This window comes from Photorhabdus akhurstii, from assembly GCF_018448925.1.
Classification (GTDB): Bacteria; Pseudomonadota; Gammaproteobacteria; order Enterobacterales; family Enterobacteriaceae; genus Photorhabdus; species Photorhabdus akhurstii.
This window is the reverse complement of the sequence record NZ_RCWE01000001.1, coordinates 351098-377233: the sequence shown is the minus strand read 5'-3', so window position 1 is coordinate 377233 and position 26136 is coordinate 351098. Positions and strand designations below refer to the sequence as shown.

Here is a 26136-nt window from a genome sequence, read left to right as displayed (position 1 = left end):
TTTTATCTTAGGAAAAATTTTGTGAGTAATTATTCAAACACCTTATCAAATGTTCCATTCTTATTACCAACACCCGCTCAACGCAGGCTATGGCTTATCAGCCAAGGAAATATGGACTCAGCATTATATAACGTGCCATTTTCGCTACGTTTACGTGGTACGTTAGATAGGGAAGCGCTTGAACAAACTATTATTTTTATGATTGAGCGTCATCCGGTATTGCGTTCACAATTTCATGTTCTCAATGGTGAATTGCAGATAGCATTGAATCCGCAGTGGCCCGAATTACGTATCAGTGATCTCAGCGATTATTCCCTGGAAGAGCGCGAAACCAAAATACAGTCAATCTGTGATAGCGAAGCCAAATATTGTTTTAATCTCAGCAGTGATTTGCCTTTTCGTTGTTTATTGCTTCGTCGGCAAGAAAACGATCATCAGTTGATATTTACTCTTCACCATATTGTATTTGATGATTGGTCTACTCACGTTTTTCTTAATGATTTTAGCCATGCCTATAACCGGTATAAAGCAGGCCAACAGCCTAAGTTAGCGACAATTACCTACCCGCATGTCAATGACTCTGTAACAGATATTCATATGAATAGCGCTCGTCGGCAACGCTTACGCAGCTATTGGGGAAAACAACTCGCGGAATTGCCTGAACTACATAAATTACCTACAGATCGGCCACGGCTATTAGAACAACGAGGACGCGGTGCGGTATATCAGAAGTCACTTCCTTTATCTCTCGTTGGACGTATTTCTAAAATCTGCCAACGTTATGGATTGACACCTTATATGGTGGCGATTTCCGCTTTTGCAGTATTACTGAATCGTTATTCACACGATGAAGACATCGTTATTGGTAGTCCATTTGCGAATCGTCACAATATTGATGAACATGTCCGTCTTGGTTTTTTTATCAATTTATTACCGTTGCGTTTTCGCTTTAACGAAGGGATAAATTTCAGTGATCTATTGGTTCAAGCGCGCGATATATTGCTTGATGCCTATGAAAATGCTGATTTGCCATTTGATGAGATTGTCGATGTGGTACAGCCCCTGCGTTCTCTAAGTCATGCCCCTGTTTTTCAGATTATGTTTGATTATTTGAAGAGTCCGGGACAAGCATTACAACTAGATGGGTTAGCAACAGAAGTACAATTTATCCATTCTGGCACTGCTAAATATGATTTAACGTTATCGATAGAAGAATCCCCAAATTCACTACTTTGTCTGGTTGAATTTGACACCGATTTGTTTGATAACCTCACCATTACTCGCATGGTGAATCACTATGAGAAATTGTTAGATTCCTTGTTAAGTGAACCTGAGCGTTCTGTCGCCAGATGTAGCATGTTGCCGCCAGAAGAGCTGGAGACATTGGCTCGCTTCTCCCGGCCGGCAGAACCTCTACCTGTATTGGAATTTATTTCAGTGGCTGAACGCATTAAGTCACAGGTGCGTAATAATCCAGATGCACCAGCTATTGTTTGGCGTGATCAACGTTTCACCTATGCTCAACTGGACGAATACGCGCAATGCCTGCTCGCGAAGATGCGCCAGTGCGGCGTTGAACCGGGTAGCCGAGTTGCAGTATTTATGAGCTACCGGCCAGAAATTGTCATCTCTTTTTACGCTATTCTCTCTGCCGGTGCGGTTTATGTGCCGTTATCCCCCTCTGATCCTCGCTTCGCCGATAAGATAAATGATGCACAACCGGTACTGATCCTCACCAGTGAACAGGATGCTGTTGGTTTGCTTGATTTTCGTGCCATCGTGCTGGAAGTTGACGGGCTGTTTCGTCAACCCGCGCCGCCGGATGTACAGCCAATTTGGCCAGTTCAGGAGAGTGATTCCGCCTATGTTATCTACACTTCTGGTTCAACCGGTAATCCAAAAGGGGTGGAGGTGAGCCACGGGAGTCTGCATGCATCGTACCATGCCTGGCGTCACGACTATCGTTTCACCCAACCCGGTGAGCCGGTATCGCTACAACTTGCCGCACCGATTTTCGATCTCAGTATAGGGGATTTCAGTCGTACTCTGGGCTGCGGTGGATGCTTGGTGATGTGTCCGCGTGAGTGGTTGCTAGATGCCCCTGAAATGCACCGCTTGATGATGAGCGAAGGCGTGACCTTCGGTGATTTTCCTCCTGTAGTGCTGCGTCAATTAATTCAGTTCTGTCAGGATAATGGGAAACGTCTGGATGGATTATCAACATTGGTGTGTGGAGCTGATGTCTGGTTTAGTCATGAGCTGCATGCAGCGCAAGCGCTGTGCCGCCCCGATGCGCGTATTCTCGGTTCTTACGGTGTGACGGAAGCCACCATTGATAGCACTGTTTTTGATCCAGAAACACATCCATTGGAAACCGGGCGAGTCATTCCATTAGGCAGGCCGCTGGCTAGCTGTGAGCTGTTCATTGTTGATAAACACCTGCAACAAGTGCCGATTGGCGTTAGTGGTGAATTGTTGATTGCTGGTGTCACCGTAGCAAAAGGATATCTCAATAATCCTCAACTCACGGCAGAGAAATTTATTACCGGCAAATTCGATAGCCAGGGCCGTTTTGTGGTAGATGCTAGTGGTACGCGTTTTTATCGCACCTCAGATGTTTGCTGTTTCCTGGCTGACGGCACTATTGATTTCATGGGTCGCAGTGATCATCAGGTTAAAATTCGCGGTTTTCGCGTCGAATTAGGCGAGGTGGAGAGCGCATTATTAGAACACGCAGATGTGCGCCAGTGTGCGGTTGTCGCCTGTAATGACAGTACAAATAATAAAGTGTTGGTCGCCTATGTTGTGTCATCCGCTGATACTGACACGTTACGTGGTTATTTGTCCCTGCGGCTACCCGGCCATATGATGCCGCGTGCTTTCGTGTTTCTCGATAAATTACCAACCACCCCCAACGGGAAGGTTGATCGTAAGCGCTTGCAGGTTCCAGATTTTTCGCTGCCAGAAAATCAGGAATCTATGACAGAACCAGCTAACGCCCGCGAAGAACAATTGCTGGCATTATGGAGAACGGCGTTAGGGGTTCAGGTCATCGGTACGGAAGATAATTTCTTCTATTGTGGTGGCAATTCATTAATTGCTGCCAATCTGATTATACAGATCAATAAGACATTTGATGTTCAGCTTAAGCTTTCCGCTATTTTCAATCATCCGACTATCGTCGGGTTGGCCTCGTTACTGGACTGTGTTGAAAAGGATAGCTCGGAACAACATGTTACTGTACAGCACGTTTCGCAGGTCAGTGATTTACTCTCATTCGGTCAGCGCAGTTTGTGGTTGATTGCGATGCAACAGCCGGATGATTGCAGTTACAACGTGCCTTTTACATTGCGTCTGCATGGTAATCTGCATTTTAGTGCGTTAACGCAGGCATTGAATGACGTAGTGCAACGTCATGATGTATTGCGTACCACATTCTCCAGTCAAGTCAGCAAAGTAAGCGGGCCAGATGGAACATCCAGTTTTGAACCCAGTTATCAGGTTGCGTCTGAATTAACGCTACCTCTGCGCCAACAAAATATCTCCGGCGGCGAGTCTGCGCTGGCATCGAAATTGCGGGAAGAAGTGATGGCAAGTTTCGATCTCGCCAATGGGCCACTCATCCGAGCGGTATTGTTTACGCTGTCCCCGCAAGAGCACGTGCTTTGTATTACTCTGCATCACATTATTTCCGATGGTCGTTCGCTGGCAATACTTTTTGATGAGTTACGGCACTGCTATCAGGCACGTCTGGCAAGTAAAGCCCCCACTCTGCCCGTGTTAGAAGCAAACTATGGGCATTTCATTACCTGGCAACGCACTCGACTGACTGAACCGGCGGTACAGCAACAGATTCATTTCTGGCGTCAACAATTGGCGGATGCGCCAGCGACTCTGATACTGAATGATATGGTTGCACCAACCGACGAAGCGGCGGCAATAAGTTGTGTTATTCCCCATGTGTATGTTGAAGGTGTAGAGAAACTGGCTCGCGAGCAAAACTGTACACCGTTTATGGTCTGGTTGAGTCTGTTTGCACTCCTGTTGCGTCAGCAAAGTGGTGAGCGGGATCTTATAGTCGGCACACCGGTGTCGCTGCGCACCATACCTGCATGGGATGCGCTGATTGGCTACTTTGCTAATACTTTGCCGGTACGTATCAATAGCCGTGAGTTGCAAACTTTTCAGCAACTACTGATGCATACGCGACAGGTTAGTCTCGACATTCTTGAAAATCGTGATTTGCCGTTCGATTATTTGGTACAAACACTTAATTTGCCTCGTGTGGCGGGTAAGAATCCTGTTTTCCAAACTATTTTTTCCTGTGAATTAGATCAACCCAATAATGCAACATTGGGAGACATGAAAGTTTCAGATGTCGAGTTGGGGGATTATCGCGCCAAAATTGATTTGGAACTGGCTATTAACCGTGTAAATGGTCAGGTTTACGCTCACTTTATGGCAATGCCGGGGGTGTTATCTGCCGTCACTCTGAGACGGATGAGTGAGCATTTGCTAGCTATGTTGCCACAAGTCATTGAAAAACCAGATACAACATTGACTAATTTGTTGACGGTTAATGCTGGCAGTAGCGCCCAATCAGAACTTGTTGTTGATAAGCCACAGGGAATGTTTCAGTTGTTTCAGCAGAGCCTATCCCGGTATGGCAGACATGTGGCGCTGGAAAGTGATGAATTGAGTCTGAATTATCAGCAGCTTGATATATTAACGGCATATGTGGCGCAGCAACTACAACAAGCAGGTGCAGGCCGTGGTGATCGAGTTGGCATTCTGATGGGACATCATCCACATAATGTCACGGCAATGCTGGCAATTAACCGGATTGGTGCGGTGTTTGTGCCACTGGCTCCTGACAATGCCGAACCAGCAAATCGGTATGTGATTGATAATGCGGAAATAAAAGCGATATTGTGCCGAAATGAAACCGCGCCTCTGTGCCAGCGTCTTGGTCTGGCGCCAATTAATATCGATGAGTTAGATATAGCCAATGCACCTTATATGACTATGGCGGCTATCTGCCAGCCGGATGATTGCGCTTACGTTATTTACACTTCGGGATCGACGGGTAAACCGAAAGGTGTTGCTGTCTCCCACCGCAGTGTCTGCCATAACATTCTGGCAATCCGCGATGAGCTGAGGCTTGAACCTTCTTCTCGCATAGTGCAGTACTCTTCTCCCGTGTTTGATGTGATGTTGGGTGAAATTTTTCCGGCGCTTGCAACAGGCGCTTGCGTGGTCTTCGGTAAGAAACAGCAACTGTTGCCTGGCAGTAATCTGACAGAATGGTTGGCACATAAACAGATTACGCATATGTGGATTGTACCTTCTGCGTTGGCGATAGTGCCGTTAGTACCGCTGCCTAATCTCCAGGTGCTTATCGTAACTGGTGAACCTTGTATGCCCGAAGTCGCCCAGCGCTGGTCTGTAGGGCGCAGACTGATGAATGGATACGGCCCTACTGAATGTGCGATTGTGGTATCCCTTACCGATTATCATGCCGCAGGACAAAATCTGGTGCTGCGTCCAATGGGCGATGTTCGCTTCTATCTGCTTGATGAACAGAGAAAGCCCGTGGCGCCGGGAGAATTGGGTGAACTTTATTTAGCGGGAACCTGTGTTGCACAGGGCTATCTGGGTATGGATGAAAAAACCGCTGAGGTGTTTTTGCCCGATAGTTTTGCACCGCAATTAAAAGCTCGCATGTACCGTAGCGGCGATATTGTGCGCCAACGCATGGATGGCGCGCTGGAGTTTGTTGGTCGGGTTGACCGTCAGGTAAAAATCCGTGGTCATCGAATTGAACTGAATGCTGTACGTGCCGCCCTAAGTGCGTTACCGGGTGTACGTCAGGCCGAAGCGCTGGCGATCACCGATAGCCAAGGCAATAAAGAGTTGGCGGGATACATTGTTGGCGAAACCAGCCGCAGTGAGATCCTGAGCGCATTACGCCGACAAGTTAGTGAAGTGATGGTGCCGACAGCGCTGTTCTTTCTTGATGCACTGCCTACCGGCATTACGGGCAAAGTCGATCTAAAAGCGTTGGCTGAAATGAAACTGACGCGTGCCGGTCAGCATCAATCTTCCCCTTTGCCAGCCAAAGTTGTGTCATCACTTAGTCGCGTTGAGGCTATCTGGCGTGAACTGCTGGAGAGAGATGAGATAGATTATGACGAAAACTTTTTCGATGCTGGCGGCCACTCCTTACGGGTTATGGCGCTATTCCAGCAATTGAACGAGGCGTTTGGCGGCGACTTGTCTGTGACCGATATTTTCGCTCATCCCACCATTCGACAACAGGCTCAACTACTGGACACGCTATCGCAGCAAAAAACACCTGTCGCAGTCACACCGCAGATAGTCACTGAAAAGACAACAACACCAACGTTGGATGTTTCGACTCAGGATAGCAATGCTATTGCGATTATTGGTATGACTGGCCGCTTCCCACAAGCACCGGATCTCGACACTTTTTGGCAGCGATTACTGGCGGGTTATGATGCCAGTGTGGAGTTGTCTGACGAGGAATTGTTACAACGTGGTGTCGATCTAGCGCTGTTAAGTCACCCACAGTTTGTCAAACGCGCACGTTTGCTGGAGGGTTGTGCCGAGTTTGATGCACGCTTCTTTGGTTATTCATCACGTGAAGCGCAGGTGATGGACCCACAACAGCGGTTGTTTCTTGAGATGGCATGGGAAACGTTGGAATTATCCGGCTATGGCAATGATAGTACACCGCGTTCGGTGGGCGTCTTTGGCAGTAGTGGCTTCAACTATTACCTGCTGGAAAACGTCATGCCCAATAAAGACCGGATGCACCTCGATCCCGGTCAGTGGCAAATAGGTAATGACAAGGATTTTATCGCCACACGTGCCGCTTACAAGCTGAACCTTAGCGGACCGGCTGTCAGTATCGGCACCGCCTGCTCGTCATCACTCACCGCTATTCACTTTGCCTGCGAAAGCTTACGACGCAGTGAATGTGACATGGCGTTGGCAGGTGCTGTAGCACTCGATCCGCAACAGGTTGGCTTTGTCCATGTCAGTGGTGGAATTATGTCTCCAGATGGCCTCTGCCGACCATTTGATGCTGCGGCCAATGGTACAGCCAGCGGCAGTGGCGGTGGGATGATATTACTAAAACGTCTGTCCGCTGCTTTGGCAGATGGCGATACCATCCATGCGGTAATTAAAGGTTCTGCTGTCAATAATGATGGTGCACAAAAGGTGAGTTACACAGCACCAAGTATTGACGGCCAATCCTCAGTGATCAAAGACGCGCTGCGTAATGCCGGGGTATCGCCTGCCAGCATCAGTTATATCGAAGCACATGGTACGGCAACCACTTTAGGCGATCCGATAGAAGTGCGTGCGCTGACTCAGGCTTTCCTGGAACTGTCTGATAGTGAAGTGTTGCCTGTAGGGAGTTGTGCAATAGGTTCTGTGAAAGGAAATATAGGACATATTGATGCGGCAGCCGGTATCGCGGGAGTCATCAAAACCGTGTTGGCGTTGTGTCACCAGACTTTGCCGCCAAGTATTCACTATCATCAACCCAATCCTGCAATCCACTTCGAACAGACCCCGTTTTCCGTGATCAATACCGCATGCCCGTGGCCGCAAACCAGTAAGCCACGTCGTGCCGGTGTAAGTTCTTTCGGCATTGGCGGCACGAATGCGCACCTTATTCTGGAAGAAGCTCCGCGTCAGCAAGATGACCGTATATTAGATAACGAGCGCTGGCATCTGTTGCCGATTTCAGCGAAAACGCCGCAAGCGTTGATTCAGCAAGGGGAACGCCTGGCAGTAGCACTGACTACCGGTAATCAGCCATTAGCGGATATTGCCGGGACTTTGCAGCAAGGACGCAGCACTTTCAGTGAGCGTGCTTTTGTGATGGGAAAAGATCGGGAGCAATTAATCAATCAACTACACCGGCTATCGCCGCAGACGGTTAGTCGCAAACAACAGCATCGGCCGGTGATTTTTATGTTTCCGGGACAAGGCAGTCAGTCTATTGAAATGGGCCAGTCGCTCTATCTGCGTGATGGTGTATTCCGCCAGCAATTTGATCGCTGCGCCGAACTGCTACAGCCACACATCAAACTGGATATCAGGCAGTTAATTTATCCGCAATCGGAACGTGACAATGCTATCAGTCGGTTAAATGCTACACGTTATACCCAGCCTGCCCTGTTCACTGTTGAGTATGCTCTGGCCCGCCAGTTACAAGCTTGGGGTATTACACCTCAAGCAATGATTGGTCATAGCCTCGGTGAACTGGTTGCGGCCTGTGTTGGGGGTATGCTCGAGCTGGAAGATACACTGGCATTGGTAGCAAATCGGGCTGCAATCATGCAGCGTCAGCCCACAGGGGCAATGCTGGCAGTACAGGCATCATCTGCACGCATGGTTTCACTGGCGCCAGAGTGTGAATTTGCAGCGTTCAACGGGCCTGAGCAGTGTGTGATAACCGGCAGCCATGACAATATCGCTGTACTGGAAGAAGAATGCGACAAGGCCGGTATTTCTTGCCGACGACTAACGACATCACATGCATTTCATAGTTCATTGATGGATGCTGCCGCACAACAGATGCGGGAATTCAGCGCAGGCTTCACGCTACAATCTGGTACCATTCCGATGATATCCAACATCAGCGGCAGTTGGTTCAGTGAACAGGATCGCGATAATTCTGGTTATTGGGGAGATCATCTGCGTCGGCCAGTACGCTTCTATGATGGTATTCTTACGCTGCTGAACCGTTATGACAATCCAATCCTGCTTGAAGTAGGTCCCGGGAGTGCGCTGACCAGCATGCTGAAAGATCTACAGCAAATAGGCCAAGCTCAGATACTGACCACGATGCGCCGTACTCATCAGCAGAAATCGGATGAAGAGGTGCTGCTTAATGCCATCGGGCAGTTGTGGCAGCAAGGAGTCGCTATCGATTGGGCTGCATTTGGTCATTCACACAAATTACATCGGGTTATGCTGCCAGCGTACCCCTTCCAACGCCAACATCTCTGGTTGGAACATCCTGTCACTACATCAGCCGCCGTCATAAGTACACAACGGAGAAAATTACCGACTTTCACACAGTTATCAGATAGAGAGGGAGTCACACAGTTTACTTGTAAGCTAGATGATCATGTCTGGTTTATTGATGAACATCGCATCTTCGAAGGGCAAGGCGTATTACCGGGCACAGGTTGCCTGGAATTAGTGCGTCGTGCTTTTCACCAATTGCAACCCGGCGGCACGGCTACTTTCAGTGAAGTTTACTTCCCCTCGCCGTTGGTATTATCGGCAGGTGTTGAGCGTCAGATACGCATCAGCTTGACCGCCATTGATAACGGCTTTGCTTTTACGCTGGAATCTCGCGGTGATGGTGATGACATGTGGCAACTCCATGCAAACGGCAATGTTACTGCCGTATGCTCTCCACCAGCAGAGATTGTTTCACCTTATGAGTTACGTCGGAATTTGCAGCTTGAAGAAGTTGCAGAAGCATCGGAGCGTTTCAATCAAGCATTTGCTGACTATGGACCGCGCTGGCAATGCATTGCAGGTGTGTGGATGGGTGATCGCTGTGCGTTGGCGCAGTTGCGACTCAATCCGGCATTTATCGATGATTTGCCTGATATTGCATTACATCCGGCTTTACTCGATTTAGGCACGGTATTCTTACATGCCTGTCTGTTGCCGGGCGATGCTTCAATACCGTTCCATTATGGTTCGCTGACGCTGCATCAACCATTATGCGCCGAATTTTACAGTCTGGCGGTTGAGACGGCCCCTCGGACTTATGACATAACGCTATTTAGTTGGGATGAGAGTCAGAATTGCAAGCAGGTGCTGGTTGAAATTCACGGTTACAATTTACGCCAGTTCAATTCCTTACCACGCCAGCCAGCACGTGAGGCGAATGTAGCCCAGTGGTGTCGTCACCCTCAATGGCTGCCGAAGCCGCTAGGCGAAGCAAAGCAAAATCGTGCGCCGTGGCTGATTTTTGGCGCCCAAGCCGCTGGACTGAGTGATTTATGGCAAGCGGCGGCGCCCGGTAGTATTGTTGTTGAAGATGCTGATCAATTTCTGCAACAGGATACTTACCGCTTTAGTTTGCGTCAGGATCAACCCGAAGATTATCAACGACTGATAGATTGCCTGATACAACAACAAGTGCTACCAGAACGTATTATCTGGTGCTGGACTGCGGCGGGGATTTCTCAACCAGAGGCTGCATTTGAACAACTGGCGGCTGCAATTAAAGCACTTACCGGTCATCACAGGGTTTTTAATATTACCCTGATTTCCCGCGGACTACAGGCAGCCAAAGTGCTAGAAGCCTGTCATGCCGCACCCGCGCTTGGTTTGCTCGGAATATTGGCGGCCGAGTATCCGGGATGTTCTGCACGTCATATCGATCTAAATGATGACACTTTTGCTACATATCAATCGCTGATTGCGGAACTGTATACGGATATGCAACCGGAAGAGACGACAGAAGGAATACCGGTTACCAGCATTTCGCTTAAACAGGGTGAACGTGAATTACAGACATTTACTGAGCTTGATGAGATACCTCGCCGACAAATTCTGCGTGATGGTGGTGTTTATCTGATTACGGGTGGACTGGGGGGTATCGGTCAGTCACTGGCACGTCACATCAGCAATCAATGCAGCAAGGTTAAACTCGGTATTTTGAGCCGCCGGGGAACTAATGCGGCAAGTGAAGCTTTACTCGATGTGTTACGGAAATCGGGCGCTGAAATCATGATGTTACGCGCCGATGTTGCTGACGGTGTGGCATTAAATGAAGCATTGGCACAGATGCGGGCAAAATTTGGCGCTATCAACGGTGTGATTCACTCCGCGGGTATTGAAGCCAGTGGATTGCTGGAGCATGGCACATCGCAGGGCTGGCGGCATGTGATGGCGGCAAAAGTCAGTGGTACCCAGCAACTGATGACAGCGATTAGTCAGGACCCTCTCGACTTTGTTCTGTTGTGCTCTTCACTTGCCTCATTGGTAGGGGGCATTGGTCAGGCAGACTACGCGGCGGCGAACCGTTATCTTGATGCTGTAGCGCACTACTGGCGACAACAGGCTATACCGGTAACGTCAGTTAACTGGGATACTTGGTCAGAAGTAGGAATGGCCGTGGATTATGCTGCCCGCCGTAAAGAAAGTGTGATTGGTCTCAGTAATCAAGAGGGCTGCGCTATTTTCGATCTGGCTATCGCCGGAATGGAAGCACAGATCGTTGTCAGTAAATTTACTACTGTTCGGAGTGCGCAATTACAGAATTCATCAGCGATATCTGATTCTGCCAGCCCAGAGGAAGCGGTTCGTCAATTGTGGTATGAGCTACTGGGTGAAGAGACGATTAACCTGGAAGATGATTTCTTCGAACTGGGTGGCCATTCGCTGTTGGCAACACAGATGATCTCCCGTTTGCGTGATCATTTCCAACACTGTCTGACGCTGGCGGAGTTTCTCGAACAGCCGACAATGGCACGTGTTGTCCGTTCTCTATCTGACGATAAAAAGAGCCAAGCTCCTGAGAATGCCCATATCCGCTACTGTCTGGTGCCAATTAATCACGGCGGTAATGGTAATTACTCACCCCTATTTTGTGTGCCGGGTATGGGCGGCAATGTTACCCAATTTATGCCTCTGGCCGCGGCGTTACCACGAGAACTGCCATTTATCGGTATGCAATATTTGGGGCTTGATGGAAAAACTGCGCCGCATCAATCAGTGGAAGAAATAGCAACGCATTACATTGCCTGTTTGCGTTCGGTACAGAAGCAGGGGCCATATCATATCGGCGGTCATTCATTGGGCGGCAAGGTGGCTTATGAAATGGCACGGCAGCTTCATGCTGAGGGAGAAAGCATCGGTTCTCTAATACTACTCGACTCTGCCGCACCACCCTATGCACCGGTTCCGTATCAGGAAGATGCTGATATCGCCAAAGTTATTCTTGGTATTTTTGCCTACTATACTGACCGACTGGAAATGATCGACAGCCTGGACGACGACGAAATGCGTGCATTACCACGTGAAGCGTTACTGAGCTATATCCAAGAGCAACTAAAACGTTTTTCGTTGATTCACGCACAGAATGATATGAGCTCGATTAGCGGATTGTTCAATGTCTATCGGGCCGCATCGGATATGTCCCCGAAATATCGTCCAATACCCGTACAGTCGCCAATTCCTATGCTGTTAATAAAAGCGATGGAACCCTTACCGAAAGGGGTTGTTGTACCAGAAATCCGGGAGACCAACGCCTGGGGTTGGGAGAAGTTCTCCAGCCTGCCCATTCGCATCGCAGAAGTGCCGGGGAATCATTATAGCTGTCTGATGGAAGAGCACGTGGCACATGTATCGCAGGCGATAATCCATCACTTTCCGTTGATCATAAAAGGGGGACAGGTATGAGCGATTCTTCCCCAACGGTTCACTTTCCTGAAAACCGACAGCATAAACGCCGATTGGCCGTCATCCTAATGACGTTGGCTGTGGATGCTCTGGGTATCGGAATTGTCCTTCCCGTTTTACCCGATCTGTTACGGGAGATTGCCCCGCAACCACCGGAAGCGGGTGTGCCGTTAATCGGGTTATTTGTCTCACTATATGCTTTTGCACAGTTCCTTTTCGCCCCACTGTTAGGAACGCTTAGCGACGCTTGGGGACGGCGACCGGTACTGCTTGCAACACTGTTTGGAACAGCGTTGAGCTATACGCTGGTGGCAACCGCACCGTCGCTGGGATGGCTGGTGGCCGGTATATTTTTTTCGGGTTCCACTGCCGCCAGTACTTCCGCTGCATCGGCTTACGTAGCAGATGTTACGCCAGAAGCACAGCGAGCCGCGCGTTTTGGTCTGGTCAGTGGTGTTCTCGGCTTCGGCATGGTTGCCGGGCCTGCCTTTGGTGGGTTATTAGGCATGATTACACCTCGCCTTCCGTTTGTAATTGCTGGCTCACTGGCAGCAGTGAACGCTATTGCCGCCATGTTTGTTCTGAACGAAAGTCTGACCAAAGAGAACCGGCGCTCGTTCGACTGGCGCCGGGCCAATCCTGTGGGCAGCTTGAAACTACTGGCTACGGATGGGGTACTGAGACGATTGGTTTATGCTTCAGCTCTTGGCATGGTGGTTTACGGTATTTTTCTGGCCTGTTTTGTCTTACTCAATGAAATACGTTTGGGCTGGGGGCCACGTGAAAACGGTCTGGCTCTCACCGGGCTCGGCATCGGGATTATCATAACGCAAACTTGGTTGCTAAAAATGTTCGTGACGCGCTGTAACGAATACCGCACAGCGATCATCGGTTACGGACTCTATATGTTGGCGTTTATCGCTTATAGCCTGGCCGTATCACCCCTTATTGTTGCGGGGGCAATTGCTTTGCATGCACTGGCGTTGATCAGCGACTCAACGCTTCGTGCTTTGATTTCGTTGCGTGCAGGCAATGAGCGACAAGGGGAGTATCTGGGAGCGCAGAACTGTATGTTGGGTCTGGCGATCACGGCTTCACCGCTGTTGGGTGCATTCTTGCTGCATTTTTCATCTCGTCAGGGACAATCTCTCTATTTTCAAGGTCTTCCCTTTGTTATTGCTGTCGTTGTTTGCTTCTGCGCCATATTGATTTTGCTACGTGGTTCTCAGGCAGACATTAAATTACGCGGTTTGTATAAATAAAAAGATCACCAGCCTGTGAGGATTAATTATGAAACAACATCAAGGAACCTATTACCCCCTGACCGCAGCACAGCAGGAAATTTGGCTGGCTGAACAATTAAATGTAAGCGCAGGAATTTATAATACGGGTTGTTATATTGATATTTCAGGCGCTATCGATATTGAGACACTTAACACAGCACTGTCCCAGTTGATAGATGAAGCTGAATGTTTACGGGTGATAGTTGTGCAACACCCACAAGGACCACAGCAACAGATCGTTACTAATCTGCAATGGAGTTGCCCGCTTATTGATCTATCTAACCATATGGATGCGTTAACAGAAGCTGAAATCTGGATGAAGGCTGAATTGGTGCGGCCGATGGAGTTAACACAGGGGCCGTTGTTTGGTTTTGCGCTGCTAAAAATCAGTGATGAACACTATTTTTTGTTTATTCGTGTCCATCATTTGGCTAGTGATGCCTTTGGCACTACGTTGCTGATTCAGCGGCTTGCTGAACTGTACACCCAGAAATTTACTGGCGCTGATGAGCTGGAAAATCCTTTCGGCCCCCTTAGCGATCTGTTAGCTTTTGATGAAGAATATCGCCGCTCGGAAAATTTTCAACATGACCGCCAGTGGTGGTCACAGTATATGGCAGGACGAAGTGAGCCACAGAGCCTTGCCGTAGGGGCGAAACCCGGTCAGTTCGCCGACTTAGGTTCGTTCAGTTGCACCCAGTGTGAAATCCCGGCAAAGGTCAACGACATTCTGCATACTCTGAGTGAAGAGAGCGGAAGCAGTATGGCACAAATTATTATTGCTATCGTTGCTTCCTGGATTTCTCGTATGACCGATAAGCAGGATATTACTTTAGGTATGCCAGTCACTGCGCGTTCAGGGCGTGCGTTACGTAGTATTCCAGGCATGGTATCTAATGTATTACCTCTGCGTCTGACAATAGATCCTGCTCATTCCATAGGCGACATTAGTAAACAGGTCAGCCAGGAAATCCGCCAGTTGCTCAAACATCAGCAGTATCGCTCTGAAGATATCTATCGTGATTTACAGCGAAATGGTTCTGCCCCCCGCTTGTTTGCGCAGAATATTAATGTGATGCTGTTTAACAGCAATGTAAGCTTTGCGGGTAACTTTGGGCGTACCAAAAATTTGTCCAGTGGGCCGGTAGAAGACCTCTCTGTGACCATTTATTATCATGACGAAGGCGGCAATTTGCAGTTTACGCTCGATACCAATGATAACCTCTACACTTCCCACGATATTGACCTTCAAAAATCTCTTTTTCAGCACTTCATCACTGAATTGCTGGCAGATATATCACGCCCCATTGGTGAACTGACATTGCCAGGCTGGCACCTGGGAGAGAGCCTATTACCTGCACGGCGCACAGAATCAAATAATGAGGAAACACTGACCTCACGCTTTGAACAACAAGCAATTGCAATGCCGAATAATGTGGCGCTGACTTATCAACAGGAGAATGTGAACTATACGGTATTGAACCAACGTGCTAACCAACTGGCACGCTATCTGGTATCCCGGCGAATAGGCCCGGAACAGCGTGTTATGGTCTGCTTACCACGTTCTATTGAGATGATGGTGACACTGCTGGCTATCATCAAGGCTGGGGCTGCTTACGTGCCAGTGGAGGCGGATTATCCGCAAAGTCGTCTTGATTTTATGATTGACGATGCTAAACCCGCTTGTGTGATCACCACCCGTGAAATTGCGCAACGCCTGGCAACCCATACCCCCATATTATCGCTAGATGATCCCGAGTTGATCGCCCATCTGGAAATGCAAAGCGTTGCTGATCTGTCTGATAAAGAGCGCTTGCAACCGCTGATTTCAGCACATCCCGCTTATATCATTTACACCTCTGGTTCCACCGGTGTACCCAAGGGCGTGGTAGTGACTCATCACAATGTGATGCGTTTGCTACAAAGTACTCAACGCTGGTTTAATTTCTCTGAAACTGATTGTTGGACAATGTTTCACTCTTATGCTTTTGATTTTGCTGTCTGGGAGTGCTGGGGAGCATTGTTGAATGGCGGAAAACTGGTAATTGTTCCCTGGGAAGTCAGCCGTTCACCTACAGATTTTTTGCAGCTTTTGGTTAGCGAAAAAGTGACGGTGTTAAACCAAACGCCCTCAGCATTTCAGGCGCTGATCCATGCTGATCGCGAAGCCCCTAAGCTTGGGCAGAGTTTGGCGCTGCGCATAGTGATTTTTGGCGGAGAAGCGCTGAATGCCCATATCCTGGGGGAGTGGTATCAAAGACACGCTGATAACGCACCTCAATTGATCAACATGTATGGTATTACTGAAACCACTGTACATGTGACCTATTTCCCTCTTTCACGTGAAGTCATTGCGCAGCCTGCTTCAAGCCTTATTGGTGAACCTATTGATGATCTCAGTATCTATATTCTTGATGAAGCTCAGTGTCCGGTTCCGGTAGGTTTTGTGGGTGAGATATATGTGGGCGGCGCAGGAGTAGCGCGTGGTTATCTAAATCGTCCTGAGCTCACGGCTGAACGCTTTATAGCTGATCCTTTTGTCGGCACAGATGCGCGTATGTATCGCACTGGCGACCTGGCAAGATTGCGTCGGGATGGGGTATTGGACTTCCTTGGCCGCACTGACGATCAGGTTAAAATCCGCGGCTTCCGTATTGAATTGGGCGAAGTGGCGGCAGCGCTAAATGCACACCCTGATATCGTGCAGTCCGAGGTCATTGTGCGTGAAGATGAAGGTCAACAGAAGCGGTTGGTGGGTTATGTCATTGCTCATCAGGGTATTACCCTTGAACCACAGCTAATACGGTCCAGTCTAGCCACACGCTTGCCCGAAGCGATGATTCCAGCGGCCATAGTGCAACTTGATCACTTCCCGTTAACCATTAATGGAAAGTTAGATCGTAAAGCGTTGCCGAAACCTATATGGAACAGTGCGGTAGTCAATGAAAGTGAATCTTCCAGTCCACAGGAACTCGCACTTTGTCGTCTGTTTGCCGAGTTGTTGGGATTAGAAAATATCTCTCCAGAGGACAATTTCTTTGAGCTTGGCGGCGAATCTTTGGTTGCAATGCGGGTAATAGCAAGAGTGCGTAGTGACTTCGGCGTTGAAATCACGTTGCGCGATCTATTTAACGCACCGAGGGTCAGCCAACTGGTGCAACGATTGAACGTTTTGCAGCAGGAAAATGAAGTCGTCAGCTAAGCCTAAATAACACGATTATGTCGGTAAATAAATAAAACAGAGGACAAAACATGATGAACCGAATAAATGAATTAACCGCAGAACTTCTTATCTCAATGAATCAGTATGACCTTAAACGACTGGATAATATTTTTTCCGAAGATATTTCACTTTATTATCCGGGTATTCCTCCAATGGTAGGTAAAAAGATGTCGCTTATTTTTCTCAAGAAACTGTTCTCAAATTTTGAATATTTACATTTTACGCAAACTGGTTTCATTGCTAGTAATAACCAAGCTTGCGTTATTTGGGAAAATGAAGGGCGTCGTAAAAATAGTGATATTTATAGCAATATGGGCGTGACATTAATCGAAATTATGGACGATAAGATAACTCTCCTCAGCGATTACTTTAAATTTGAAGTACCTCATTAAGTAGGATATCGCTGTAATAAAAATTTGGCGCTCTCTGGATGTTGTATTTGGTTTAGATATTATCGCTACGCTTTTGTTATATTAGTCGGCTTCCAAAGAGAAGGTGAAACAGCGGCTGTAAACTGTTTCACCTTTGGTAGCAGTTGTCATATGTAACAACATGGATGGCAACAACCTGATTACCATATTTAGCAATTTTCCAATAAATTAGCTTCTCCATAATACTGACAAGCGTTTCATTCAGTGCTGTCGGCATAAAATCAACCACAAATGGCAGATAAACGTCTTGCAAAGTGCCAATATTCCCTTGATATTTTCCTCAATTGGTATAGAGAAGCTGATCGCTATTTCTGACATTATTCATTTCCAGAATTAACCCGCTTAACAACCATAAACAGTTGGCTTTCATATAAAATTTCCAATTTTCCCTCAAATTGATATTTATCCACCAGCATTTTTAATCTTCCGATAAATAACTCACCGTGGGCAGCTAAAGCACGTTGCACTTGAGTCGATGAACGACTCATCCCGATAAATGCTTCGCCGGGAATAGGCATACTCCAGCAGGTATTGAGTGTAATATGGAGGGCATTTTCATGCAGGAATGCAGTATTCAATTCCTGCGCATAATCAAAATTCCGATAATGACGGCTATAGTTAGGGCTTAATTCTTCCAGAAGATTTTCATACTCATTCAAAAATTCACTATGCCGGTAATCTCGGTTATTTTGCAGGATCGCTATGATGCCATTCTCTGCCAAACTGTTTCTGACCAGATTTAACACCGTTGCCCGATCCATCCATTGAAAAGATTGTGCTGCCATGATTAAGTCAGGATTACCCACATTGGCGAGATGCTGTTCAGCACTGCCATGTAACCAATTGACCCACGGCAGTTTCTGTTTACCGGTGTCGATCATATCCTGCGAAATATCAATGGCAGTGTAGTGGTGTTGCTGACCAAGCAGATTTGCCAGCCCTTCGAGAGCAATGCCAGTTCCGGCACCAATATCGACAACAGACAATGCCCTGTCTTTAGGCAGCCAATGGCAAATTTCACGGAAAAGTACCTGCGGGTAACGAGGGCGGTAGCGATCATAACCTTTAGCCAAACCATCAAATTTTTCTTTATGCTGTGTCATATTATCCTCTGCTCCTTCTCTATTGGTGATGGGTTTTAGGGCAATTGATTAAAAATGTAATTGAGTCGTCCACCTGCACGGACAACAGCCAATATTTGTTCGTGATGGTGGATAAAAATCCGCTAATGACGTTTCAGCAATAAAACCGCCTTCGTTAAGCTGTCAATGTTATGAATAGAGGTGAAGCTATTCTCATCATCAAACAAAAATTTAACCTCGCTCAATCCAATCGATAATACGTTATTATTTATGATCCATTAGCTGCAATAATTACATATCGGGTGGCGAACGAAAACTCCCGTGGCCTGAAAGGGAGAACAAAATTGCGGTACATCTGCGCACTTTTGGAGGCAGATATCGTTGGACACATAACCCACCGTCTGACGATAAAAGTTATCCGGTCTCTATTATGTAGTGGTCAACAATTTCCAGAAAATCTTTAATCCTGAGTGGCAGGTTTACCCCTGCCACGTTTATTCAGAAACCTAAGCTATCCAGTAGATCATCAACTTGAGCCTGATTAGCGATAACACCCACGCCATTTTGATTCACCTGCGGACCATTTAGCAAACTGTCTGTCTCTTTCTTGGTTTTTATCACTTGATCAGCCGGCATGTTTTCCATTAATACCATCACTAGCTGTTTTTCTATTTCCTGAATAACATCCATCATCCGCTTAATAACCTGACCGGTAAGATCCTGAAAATCTTGCGCCATCATGATCTCTAGCAGTTGAGCGTTAGTGAATGCGGTATGTTCAGGTACCGTATTGAGGTAATTCCGGGTATCCATAACCAATGAACGTGCCACAGGCATCTCAACTGGGTTTTCAAACCACTCATCCCAACGTTTTTTCAGTGATATTGCCGATGACTCTAATTCATTCTGACGAGGTTGCGCCGCTTCAACGCAATTAAGCGCCCTTTCCGCCGCCTGCGCTGTCATCTGTACAACATAGTCCAAACGTTCTCTCGCATCAGGTATTGCCTCAGCCGCCTGAGCAATAGTTTTATCCAATCCCAACTCACGTAAACTATCACGCAACATGCGCGTAAGCTGGCCGATACGGCTGATAATTTCACTGGCGCTAATGGTCTCATCCCTTGGCATGACTGGATTTACTCTCATTATCTCTCCTTAGAGGCCCAGTTTTTCAAATATTTTATTGAGCTTTTCTTCCAGAGTAGCTGCGGTAAAAGGTTTAACAACATAACCACTAGCCCCGGCTTGTGCGGCGGCAATGATGTTTTCTTTCTTCGCTTCTGCTGTCACCATCAAAACCGGTATCTTAGCCAATTGGGCATCTTCACGAATGACTTTTAGCAACTCTAAACCATCCATATTGGGCATATTCCAATCGGAAATAATAAAGTCAAAGTGAGATGAACGAATTTTAGCCAGGGCTTCTGCCCCATCTTGAGCTTCTTCTACATTATTAAAGCCCAATTCTTTTAAAAGGTTACGAACAATGCGACGCATGGTTGAAAAATCATCAACCACCAGAAATTTCAGATCCTTATTCGCCATAAAAACTCCTTGAAATTATTTACCAGTCAGCACAGAGCCGCTAAAAAAATTAAATTTATCCGACAACCGTTAAATACGGACAGCCTGCCCTAAGCTTATTTTTGCCAGCATTTTCTTACTTATTTTATGTATGTCCATCACCTCATCCACCGCCCCCATCTGTATCGCGGCTCTCGGCATACCAAATACCACACAACTCGCTTCATCCTGCGCCAATGTGTACGCTCCTGCTTGTTTCATCTCCAGTAAACCTGCTGCGCCATCACTGCCCATGCCGGTCAGCAACACACCGACAGCATTTCTCCCGGCAAATTTAGCCACTGATCGAAATAACACATCTACAGACGGACGATGACGATTAACAGCCGGTGCATCGGTGATTAGAATCTGGTAATCAGCACCATTACGGCACAGTTCCATATGGCGATCACCCGGAGCAATGTAAGCGTGCCCCGGCAAAATCCGTTCACCATTTTCAGCCTCTTTTACGGTAATTTGGCTAAGTTTATTCAACCGTTCAGCAAAGGAACGAGTAAAACCAGGTGGCATATGTTGAGTAATAAGCAGTGCCGGGCTGGTGATAGGTAACGGTTGCAACAAATTCTTTATTGCTTCTGTTCCGCCAGTAGAAGCACCAACTGCTATCAGTTTTTCACTGGACAACAGAGGCTTAAAACTTAAAGGCACAGAATTTATCGGTGTAGCTATTGGCACAGATAATTTAGCCTGTGCCGCTGTTCGTATTTTCTCCGCAATAAGCTCACTGTAAGCCAACATGCCTTCACGAATACCCAATTGAGGTTTGGTTACAAAATCAACAGCACCAAGTTCCAATGCCCTTAATGTGATTTCGGAACCTTTGGCTGTCAGAGAAGAGATCATAACCACAGGCATTGGCCGTAAGCGCATTAATTTTTCTAGAAAATCAATACCATCCATGCGCGGCATTTCAACATCCAGCGTGAGTACTTGTGGATTATGCTTTTTAATGAGATCACGTGCCACCAGTGGATCTGGCGCACAAGCCACTACCTCCATATCCGGGTGACTATTGATGATCTCTCGCATGATTTGACGCATAAGCGCTGAATCATCGACACAAAGAACAGTTATCTTATTCATGACCTCTCCTTGCCCGGCCTACACCGTAAACGGTCTGTCCTTGCAAGTAGAATTCCCGGCTTATTTGAGTGACATTTTCAGAGTGCCCTGCAAAGAGCAATCCATCGGGTTTTAACAAAGCAACAAAATGACGCAGTATCCGTTCCTGCGTCTTTTTATCAAAATAAATCATAACATTACGGCAAAAGATGGCATCAAACTTCTCTTCAAACGGCCAATGGGGATCTAACAGGTTTAGACGCTGGAATGTCACCATGTCAGCAAGTTGGGGCCGGATACGAGCATAACCTTCATAAGATCCAACACCTTTAAAAAAGTAACGCTTTTTCTGTTGATCGGTCAGTTGGCGCAATTCATCCAATCGATAAACCCCTTTGCGGGCTTTTTCCAGTACATGGGTATCAATATCACTGGCAATAATCTTTACCCGCTGAAAACGCTCTCCCAACACATCGCTTAACGTCATTGCAATCGAATATGGCTCTTCTCCTGTCGATGCCGCCGCACTCCATACCCGGTACGATCCACTCTTCTTACTTGCATGTTTAGCTAACAGAGGAAAATGATGAGCTTCCCTGAAAAAAGCCGTCAGGTTAGTTGTCAACGCATTGATAAATTCTTGCCACTCCTCACTCTCACTATTGATGTCGTTTTCAAGAATGAACAAGTATTGCCCAAAATCACGTATTCCAAGGGTACGCAAACGCCGAATTAAACGGTTGTAAACCATCTCCCGTTTATGTGCGGCCAGCACAATACCCGCACGTTGATATATAAGCTGGCAGATGCGCCCAAAATGCGCATCCGACATGGTATAACGCTGAATCATGTGATTCAGCGGCGAAGGTGGCAAACTACTTGTCGCTGAAGCAATTAAATTTGATTTCATCTGGCCTCAACGAGTCTGACTGACTGCCCCTTCGCTATCCGCAGACCTCAGCGTCAGTGAAAGTTCATTTTCAAGCCTATTTTCTGAATTATCTGGTAACTCAAACTGTGCCACTATTTGCACCAAAATATCTGCCTGGTCTTCAAGTGCCGCCGCTGCCGCGGCTGACTGTTCAACCAATGCAGCATTCTGCTGAGTAACCTGATCCATCTGGGTAACAGCTTGTGCTACCTGATGAATACCCCGACTTTGTTCATCCGATGCCGCAGCAATTTCAGCCATCAGATCCGTGACCTGGTTTACAGAAACGACCAATTCATTCATGGTTTTTCCTGCATGGCTAACTAATTCGGAGCCTTGGCTTACCCGTTGAACGGATTCATTAATTAATGTTTTAATCTCTTTCGCTGCTTCGGCACTTCGTTGAGCAAGATCCCTCACTTCGCCAGCAACAACAGAGAAACCTCGACCTTGTTCACCTGCCCGTGCGGCTTCTACCGCCGCATTCAGCGCCAGAATGTTGGTCTGAAATGCAATGCCATCAATAACGCTGATGATGGCACTGATTTTCTGTGAGCTATTGGCAATTGCATCCATTGTTTCCACAACATCAACGGTCAGTTCACCTCCCTTAGAGGCTGTTTTCGATGCAGATACCGCCAACTCACTGGCCTGGCGAGCATTTTCCGCATTCTGACGTACAGTTGCTGTCAGTTGTTCCATACTGGCGGCTGTTTCTTCCAGTGATGCAGCCTGCTCCTCAGTACGGGAAGAGAGATCAGTATTACCCTGAGTAATTTCCTGAATACCGCTATACATTAAGTTCGTATTCTCTTTTACCAAAGTAATGGAATTAACCAGTGAACGTTGCATTTCGCGTAATTTGAGGAACACTTCACCAATTTCATCTTGAGTGAAAACAGAAACTTCTTTATTGAGTTTCCCTTCCGCAACATTCTGAAAGTGACTACGCATATTGGCAAAAGGTCTGAGAAGATTCTTTTTCAACCACCAATGAGCCGCCCAGGCAACAACCAATACCATTAAGATCGCACCTGCAAACATGGCAACTGAAATTCGGTAATAAAGACGACCATCTTGAACGGCGGTTGTAATCTCCTCGCCGATATACTGCATATAATGATTGAAATCAGACTCAAGTTGCTGCTGATACTTTTCTGTCGGCTGGTTTAAGAAGGCATCATAATTACCACTTTCTAAAAACGCTGAGAGTTCTCTAAGCGCTCTGATATATTCCTTATAACTGGTTTCTACCGAGGCCAGTAATACACTACTGCCGTCTTCTTCATTTAATTTAGGCAGCGCAATAAACTCGGCAAAATGCATCTCAGCCCTATCCAAGGTCTCCTTAACATTAGCGACCATACTCTCAACATGAGCTTCAGATTGTTGCAGCGTTTTCCCTACAGCGATTCGATTAAGTGTATTACGCGATTGTAGCAAAGCGGCCCAGCTCAATCCTAAGGTATCCCTCTTCTGTGTTCCCAGATCAATTCGTTCAATATAGGATTGATCTGCGTGAATGATTCCAAGTGATAAACCACTTGAGATTATCTGCATTACACAAAACATCATCAGTAACAGATATAAACTGGTTGATATACGAAGCCTGCCTAACATGTAATCACCTCTGTTAACGGCTGCATATGCAGCCGTGGTTATCGCTTAGTGTTTTAAAATGTTTCCCAATTAGCTTGCTCTTCCACATTGTTGACTTTCTTCAACACCAGTGGATTCGATTTAGCCGGAGGAGTCTTAGCCACAGGCAAATGCTCAGTTTTTGTTTCAGACTGCGGCTTCTCGTCAAGACTCGGTAACTGGAACAGAGAAACCAATTTCTTCAATCCCGCCGCTTGATCTTCCAGCGCAGTCGCAGCCGCAGCGGATTGCTCAACTAAAGCCGCATTTTGCTGTGTGACACGATCCATTTCGGAGATAGCCAGACCAACCTGAGTTATTCCTCTGCTTTGTTCATCGGATGCAGATGCAATTTCCCCCATAATGTCAGTGACGCGGGTTACTGAACTGACAATGTTATTCATTGTTTCACCGGCGCTCTCAACCAGAACTGAACCGGTATCCGCGCGGCTTACTGAATCTTCTATTAATGCTTTGATCTCTTTTGCCGCCTCAGCACTACGCTGTGCGAGGTTACGCACTTCGCCTGCCACAACAGCAAAACCTCGCCCATGTTCGCCGGCACGTGCGGCTTCCACTGCGGCATTCAACGCCAAGATGTTAGTTTGGAACGCAATAGCATCAATAACACTGGTAATATCGGAAATTTTCTGAGAACTGCCGGCAATTTCACGCATTGTCTGTACAACATTCGCCACCACTTTCCCACCCTGACGGGCAACGTCAGAAGCACTATCAGCCAGATTACTTGCCTGACGAGCATTTTCTGCATTTTGACGCACAGTTGCAGTCAATTGCTCCATACTAGCGGCGGTTTCTTCCAAAGAAGCAACCTGTTCCTCAGTACGCGAGGAGAGATCATTATTTCCAGCGGCAATTTCACTGGTTCCGTTATAAATACTTTCGCTGCTCTGACGAACACTGGTAACAGTAGTGATAAACTCTTTTTGCATATGTTTCAGGCCAACGGCTAACGTACTCATTTCATTCCTGCCTGAAACAGTAATATTTTGGGTCAAATCACCGGTAGAAAGCGCCTTGATATTCTCCAATAATTTGTTTAGTGGATTTATCAAACTATGCTTGATGCTAACCCAACTGAAAATCATGGCTGAAACCAGAATCAGCATGATAATACCCAACATAATCATCGCATTTCTGTAGGAGATATTGGCATCAAATACAACATCAGAATAAAGATGATCATTTTGGGTCAAATAGAAGTTATATTCTTCCTCAAAAGCACTCTGATATTTGCCCGTTGGCTGGTTGAAAAATTCTACCGCCCGATCATGTTCAATCAGAACAATGAGTTCATGTAGTGCTGAAATATAAACATCGTAGGATTTTTTAAGGCGATTAAGGCTTTCTGATTCATGAATAGGCAATTTAGCGGTCTGTTCGTATTGCTCAAAACGCTGTTCCGCTATAGACAAGTTACTTCTGGCATCAGTCAGTAACTGCTCTAATGTGTAGTAATTATCGACACCTTCATCTTTTTTCATCATGTAGCGAATGCCAGCACGGTTCAAACTGTTACGGGCCTGCAACAAGTTAACCCAAGTGTCACTTAAAAATGTCTGCTGTTCACGCATTTTATCCAGTATTTCTAGATTTTCTTTGTTACTTTTCAACTCATGGAAGAAAAGCCCTCCGGATATAAATTGCAGAGCACCAAATAATATGATGACCGCCATCAGTCCGGTCACTATTTTCATTCGGTTAAACATGTTTTCCCTTTTTACAATAGATCAGCATGGCTCTGTTATCGGCATCACCAAAGGAAACTTTACTGGTTGAATAAAAGAAATTTGAATATTTTTTCTGATCTGGACTTAACGGGAATATAGACAAAAAGTAACTGCCATCTGTCGATGATGGCAGTCACATTTTATGATTAGTTTTTAGCCACTGAATCTACCAACGCCATCTCTTCACTATTAAGCAGTTTTTCGATATCCACTAAAATCAGCATGCGATCATCAAGTGAACCCAATCCTGTTAGATATTCGGTAGATAATGTTACTGCAAATTCAGGCGCCGGACAGATTTGCTCAGCTTTGAGCGATAAAACATCCGAAACACCATCAACTACAATACCAACCACCCGGTTTAACAGATTCAAAACAATAACAACGGTATTGTCATTATAGGTAACTGTTTCCTGAGCAAATTTAATTCTCAGGTCAATAATAGGCACAATAACGCCACGTAGATTGGTTATTCCTTTAATGAAAGCCGGAGTATTCGCAATACGAGTAACCTGATCATAGCCCCGAATCTCCTGTACTTTCAGTATTTCGATACCATACTCTTCGTCACCTAGGGTAAAAACCAGATAGCCTTCCCCGGCAGTTTCTCCCGACAATTTATTAAATGCTTCTATGGACGACATGATCTTACCTTTTACTGTGAGATTGACGATTTTCTT

13 protein-coding genes are annotated in these 26136 nt (G+C 46.7%); 4 read left to right on the top strand and 9 right to left on the bottom strand.

Annotation, left to right across the window (positions count from 1 at the left end):
• Positions 1–21: 21 nt before the first annotated feature.
• The 4 genes from EAE93_RS01675 to EAE93_RS01660 are packed head-to-tail and all read left to right on the top strand — an operon-like array spanning position 22 to position 17366.
• Positions 22–12468: a hybrid non-ribosomal peptide synthetase/type I polyketide synthase gene (locus EAE93_RS01675; RefSeq protein WP_332007988.1), complete on the top strand. Its 12447-nt coding sequence runs from the start codon at positions 22–24 to the stop codon at positions 12466–12468.
• Complete coding sequence (locus EAE93_RS01670) at positions 12465–13730, top strand: MFS transporter (protein WP_214038939.1); 1266 nt, start codon at positions 12465–12467, stop codon at positions 13728–13730. Before EAE93_RS01675 ends, EAE93_RS01670 begins: the two co-directional genes overlap by 4 nt.
• 28 nt (positions 13731–13758) lie before the next feature.
• Entirely contained in the window at positions 13759–16953 is a 3195-nt protein-coding gene (locus EAE93_RS01665) for a non-ribosomal peptide synthetase (protein ID WP_214038938.1), read from the top strand.
• A 50-nt stretch (positions 16954–17003) separates the two neighbouring features.
• Positions 17004–17366: a nuclear transport factor 2 family protein gene (locus EAE93_RS01660; RefSeq protein WP_228999632.1), complete on the top strand. Its 363-nt coding sequence runs from the start codon at positions 17004–17006 to the stop codon at positions 17364–17366.
• A gap of 127 nt (positions 17367–17493) precedes the next feature.
• Here the strand turns inward: EAE93_RS01660 and EAE93_RS01655 are convergent, their stop codons facing one another.
• The 9 genes from EAE93_RS01655 to cheW form a co-directional block, all read right to left on the bottom strand.
• Positions 17494–17658, bottom strand: coding sequence for a hypothetical protein (locus EAE93_RS01655; RefSeq protein WP_161786670.1), 165 nt, complete (start codon positions 17656–17658; stop codon positions 17494–17496).
• Positions 17659–17722: 64 nt separating this feature from the next.
• A complete protein-coding gene (locus EAE93_RS01650; protein ID WP_214038937.1) occupies positions 17723–18508 on the bottom strand; it encodes a class I SAM-dependent methyltransferase in 786 nt (261 codons plus the stop codon).
• A 477-nt stretch (positions 18509–18985) separates the two neighbouring features.
• Positions 18986–19636, bottom strand: coding sequence for a protein phosphatase CheZ (cheZ, locus tag EAE93_RS01645; protein WP_036807333.1), 651 nt, complete (start codon positions 19634–19636; stop codon positions 18986–18988).
• Between the two features lie 9 nt (positions 19637–19645).
• Positions 19646–20035: a chemotaxis response regulator CheY gene (cheY, locus tag EAE93_RS01640; protein ID WP_036807331.1), complete on the bottom strand. Its 390-nt coding sequence runs from the start codon at positions 20033–20035 to the stop codon at positions 19646–19648.
• Positions 20036–20104: 69 nt separating this feature from the next.
• Positions 20105–21157 (bottom strand): protein-glutamate methylesterase/protein-glutamine glutaminase, encoded by a 1053-nt coding sequence (locus EAE93_RS01635; protein ID WP_214038936.1) that lies wholly within the window; start codon positions 21155–21157, stop codon positions 20105–20107.
• Positions 21150–22046: a protein-glutamate O-methyltransferase CheR gene (gene cheR, locus EAE93_RS01630; RefSeq protein ID WP_214038935.1), complete on the bottom strand. Its 897-nt coding sequence runs from the start codon at positions 22044–22046 to the stop codon at positions 21150–21152. Before cheR ends, EAE93_RS01635 begins: the two co-directional genes overlap by 8 nt.
• A gap of 6 nt (positions 22047–22052) precedes the next feature.
• A complete protein-coding gene (locus EAE93_RS01625) occupies positions 22053–23687 on the bottom strand; it encodes a methyl-accepting chemotaxis protein (protein WP_214038934.1) in 1635 nt (544 codons plus the stop codon).
• Positions 23688–23740: 53 nt separating this feature from the next.
• On the bottom strand, positions 23741–25435 hold the full coding sequence (locus EAE93_RS01620; RefSeq protein WP_040152376.1) for a methyl-accepting chemotaxis protein: 1695 nt from the start codon (positions 25433–25435) through the stop codon (positions 23741–23743).
• A gap of 167 nt (positions 25436–25602) precedes the next feature.
• Positions 25603–26100: a chemotaxis protein CheW gene (cheW, locus tag EAE93_RS01615; RefSeq protein ID WP_036775781.1), complete on the bottom strand. Its 498-nt coding sequence runs from the start codon at positions 26098–26100 to the stop codon at positions 25603–25605.
• Positions 26101–26136 lie beyond the last annotated feature (36 nt).